We start from the raw sequence: 3528 nt of genomic DNA, 5'->3' as shown, positions 1-3528 counted from the left end.
GGTGAGCGTCACGCTGCCGGCACAGGCGTGAGGCGCTGGGCGCGGGCCTGCCGGCATGGGGCAGGCGGACCGCGTGTCCGGAACCGCTTCGCAGGGGCCGTTCTGCGCCCGTTTTTTGCCGGTTTTCGACCGATTGGCCGAGGGGTTTCCGGCCTAGAGTCGCGGGCTATGTACCGGCCGCTGCCCCTGGATTCCTTTGCCTTGCACGAACCCGTTCCGGTCAACATCTGGGACGCCAAAGGCGTTCTGCTGCTGCGCAAGGGCGAGACCATCACCTCGGAGCAACACCGTGGCGTGTTGCTGCTGCATGCGCCGGTGGTGCTGGCCAGCGACTGGCAGGCGCTGAACTACGGCTACACCGCCTCGCTCGACCGCATGGTGCGGGACAACCAGGCGCTCAATCGCATCGCCGGGCTGAGGGCGCTGTCGGCCTCGCCGGCCGAGGTGGCGGCGCGCGACGCTGGCGTGTCGGTGCCCGAGGCCTGGGCCGAGCTGCACGCCACACTGGCGGCGTTGCTGCACCAGGGGGCCAGCGCGCACCAGTTCCTCGAACGTGTGCTGCGCGTGCAGTCGCAGGGTGAGCAGCTCTGGCACGACCAGGCCGACAACAGCCTGCTGGTGCTGGTGCAACTGCTCTTCGACACGCGCGTGTCCTACAGCGCCACGCACGCGCTGCTGGCCGCCGGCCTGTGCGCCCTGGTCGCGCCGCTGGCCGGGTTGGACGAGAAGCAGCGGCGCGCCCTGGTGCTGGCCGCGCTGACCATGAACCTGGGCATGACCCGCGAGCACGACGAGATGGCCCGCCAGCCGGGGCCGCTCAGCTCGGCCCAGCGAAAGGTGGTGCGCGAACACCCCCAGCAAAGCGTGGCCCTGCTGCGCCAGCTGGGCGTGCTGGACGCCGAATGGATCCGCCTGGTGGCGCAGCACCACGAGAAACCCGACGGCACGGGCTACCCCAAGGGCGAGCGCGTCGACCGCATCACCCACCGCCTGCTGCAAATGGCCGATGTGTACGTGGCCTGCATCAGCCCGCGCAAGAGCCGCGGCGCGCTGCTGTCGCAGCAGGTGGCGCGCGAGCTGTACATGGGCGGCCATCGAGCCCCCGACCAGCTGGGCGCGCTGTTCGTCAAGAGCGTGGGCTTCTACCCGCCCGGCAGCTACGTGCGGCTGGCCAGCGGCGAGCTGGGCGTGGTGGTGCGCCGGGGCGAGAAGGCCAACGAACCGCGCGTGGCCGCGCTGGTGGGCCGCCAGGGCCTGCCGCTGGGCGAGCCCGTGCTGCGCGACACGGCCGATCCGACCTGGGCGGTGGCCGCCAGCCTGCCGCCGGGGGAGGTGAAGGTCATCGTCAACGTGGACCGGCTGATCGCGCGCGGCTGAGCCCGCGCCGGTGGACGGCGGCCCGCGGCGAGGGCGGCCTCAGCGCCGGATGCGCGCCAACCGCTCCTGCAGCGTCGCGGCCGACAGCTCGCCGATGCGCGTGCCCACCAGGCAGCCGTCCGCGTCGAAGAACAGCGTGGTCGGGAACGCCTTCTGCTCAAAGACCGCGCCGGCGGCGCGCGTCTCGTCGATCAGCGCGTTGTCCAGTCCCAGGCCGCGCGACCGCAGCCAGGCCCGCACCTGGTCCGCCGCTTCGCCCTGGTTGAGGAACACGACGTTCACGTCCGGCGATTGCCGCTGCGCGGCCGCCAGCACGGGCATTTCCCGCACGCAGGGTGGGCACCAGGTGGCCCAGAGGTTGATCACGGTGGGCTTGCCCTGGAAGGTCCGCAGGTCCACCTCCGCGCCTTGCAGGGAGCGCACCGTGAGCGCAGGAAGGCGCCGGTCGGTGTCGGGCAGCGCGCTCAGCGCGCCGAGGCCGGCGACGAAAACGGCCGTGCCGGCCATCAGCGCGGAACGCAAGGCCGGCCAGGCCTGGGGCGCACGCCGGCGGGCGCGGACGAGGGCGTACAGCCAGGCGCCCAGCAGGCCGGCCACGGGGTTCCAGCCGCCGTCGCGGATGTCGAGCATGCTGAGCGGCTCGGCCAGGTAGGCCGAGCGGTACTCGACGATGAATGCGATCCGCGCGAGCAGGGCGCCGGCCCAGAGCGCGCCCCACAAGCCATCGCCCGGATCGGCGCCCTGGCGCCGGCCCAGCCACCGGCCCAGGGCCCAGGCCACCAGCAGCGAGGCCAGCACGGCGCCCAGGCCCCAAGGCAGCACCAGCGGTCCCAGGGTGATGGCGGGGTTCATGTCGTGTGGGCTCCTGGGAGGGGTGGCGGCGCGCTGGCGCCGGGATGGGACAATAGCGGGTTCGGGTGCAGGCCCTGTGCGCCGCGCGAGGCGCACAGGGCCGCCGCACCCGATGGACCATTCGCCGATGGAAAAGATTCCCCCCACACCGCCCTTCAGTCCCTGGCGCCTGTCCGTCGCGCCGATGATGGACTGGACGGACCGCCACTGCCGCTTCCTGCACCGCCTGCTGACGAAGCGCACGCTGCTCTACACCGAGATGGTGACGACCGGCGCGCTGATGCACGGCAGCGTGCAGCGCCACCTGCGCTTCAACACCGAGGAGCATCCGGTGGCCCTGCAGCTGGGCGGCAGCGAGGCCGACGAGCTGGCCCAGGCCGCCCGCCTGGGCGAGCAGTGGGGCTACGACGAGATCAACCTCAACTGCGGCTGCCCCAGCGAGCGCGTGCAGCGCGGCGCCTTCGGGGCCTGCCTGATGGCCGAGCCGCAGACCGTGGCCGACGGCGTGAAGGCCATGCGCGACGCGGTGTCCCTGCCGGTGACGGTGAAGCACCGCATCGGCATCGACAAGACCGAGAGCTACGGCTTCGTGCGCGACTTCGTCGGCACCGTGGCCGAGGCGGGCTGCGAGGTCTTCATCGTGCACGCGCGCAACGCCTGGCTGCAGGGCCTGTCGCCCAAGGAGAACCGCGAGGTGCCGCCGCTGCGCTACGAGCTCGCGCACCGCCTCAAGCGCGACTTCCCGCGCCTGACCATCGCGGTCAATGGCGGCATCACCACCAACGAGCAGATCGCCGATCAGCTGCAGCACGTGGACGGCGTGATGCTGGGCCGCGAAGCCTACTATCGTCCCTGGGCGCTCACCCGCTGGGACGAGACCTTCTTCGGCGCGCCGCCCAGCGACGTGGACCGCGACGCCGTGGAGGACGCCATGGTGCGCTACATGGAGCGCGCGCACGCCGAGGATGGCTGCCCCTGGTATGCCATCGCGCGCCACATGCTGGGCCTGCGCCACGGCTTGCGCGGCGCGCGCAAGTGGCGCCAGGTGTGGAGCGACCACCGCCTCAAGCCCCTGCCGCCGCGCGAGGTGTGGCGCCTGGCGCGGGCGCACGTGAGCGACGAGGCCGAGACGCTCGCCGCCTGAGCGGCGCAGCGCCCGCGGACGGTGGCGCTCAGGCCGCCCGCAGCATCGCCTCGGGCGTGTCGTTGATGGTGGTGCGGCGCAGTTCGCGCCGCTCGCTGATGTCGTAGCGGCGGCCGCGGTGCAGGGTGCTGCGGTTGTCCCAGATCACCAGGTCG

The 3528-nt window shown here is 72.5% G+C and carries 4 protein-coding genes; 2 read left to right on the top strand and 2 right to left on the bottom strand.

Annotated elements, in window-relative coordinates:
* Positions 1-201 precede the first annotated feature (201 nt).
* Positions 202-1377 carry an HD-GYP domain-containing protein gene (locus BGO22_RS03685; protein WP_139146985.1) on the top strand — a complete coding sequence of 392 codons (1176 nt, stop codon included), beginning with the start codon at positions 202-204 and terminating at the stop codon, positions 1375-1377.
* A 39-nt stretch (positions 1378-1416) separates the two neighbouring features.
* On the opposite strand, the gene BGO22_RS03680 is transcribed toward BGO22_RS03685, so the two are convergent.
* The gene (locus tag BGO22_RS03680) at positions 1417-2229 is read right to left on the bottom strand and encodes a TlpA disulfide reductase family protein (protein ID WP_070398543.1); all 813 of its coding nucleotides are present in this window, start codon (positions 2227-2229) and stop codon (positions 1417-1419) included.
* 127 nt (positions 2230-2356) lie between these two features.
* On the opposite strand from BGO22_RS03680, the gene dusA reads away from it, so the two are divergent.
* The gene (gene dusA / locus BGO22_RS03675) at positions 2357-3373 is read left to right on the top strand and encodes a tRNA dihydrouridine(20/20a) synthase DusA (protein WP_139146984.1); all 1017 of its coding nucleotides are present in this window, start codon (positions 2357-2359) and stop codon (positions 3371-3373) included.
* 28 nt (positions 3374-3401) lie between these two features.
* On the opposite strand, the gene BGO22_RS03670 is transcribed toward dusA, so the two are convergent.
* Positions 3402-3528 (bottom strand): TauD/TfdA family dioxygenase (locus tag BGO22_RS03670; RefSeq protein ID WP_353744338.1); only part of this gene is annotated, 127 nt, incomplete at its 5' end.

The organism is Hydrogenophaga sp. 70-12, from assembly GCF_001897365.1.
In the GTDB taxonomy this organism is placed as follows: Bacteria; Pseudomonadota; Gammaproteobacteria; order Burkholderiales; family Burkholderiaceae_C; genus Hydrogenophaga; species Hydrogenophaga borbori.
The sequence above is the reverse complement of the archived record's forward strand: the minus strand, read 5'-3'. Positions and strand labels throughout refer to the sequence as shown.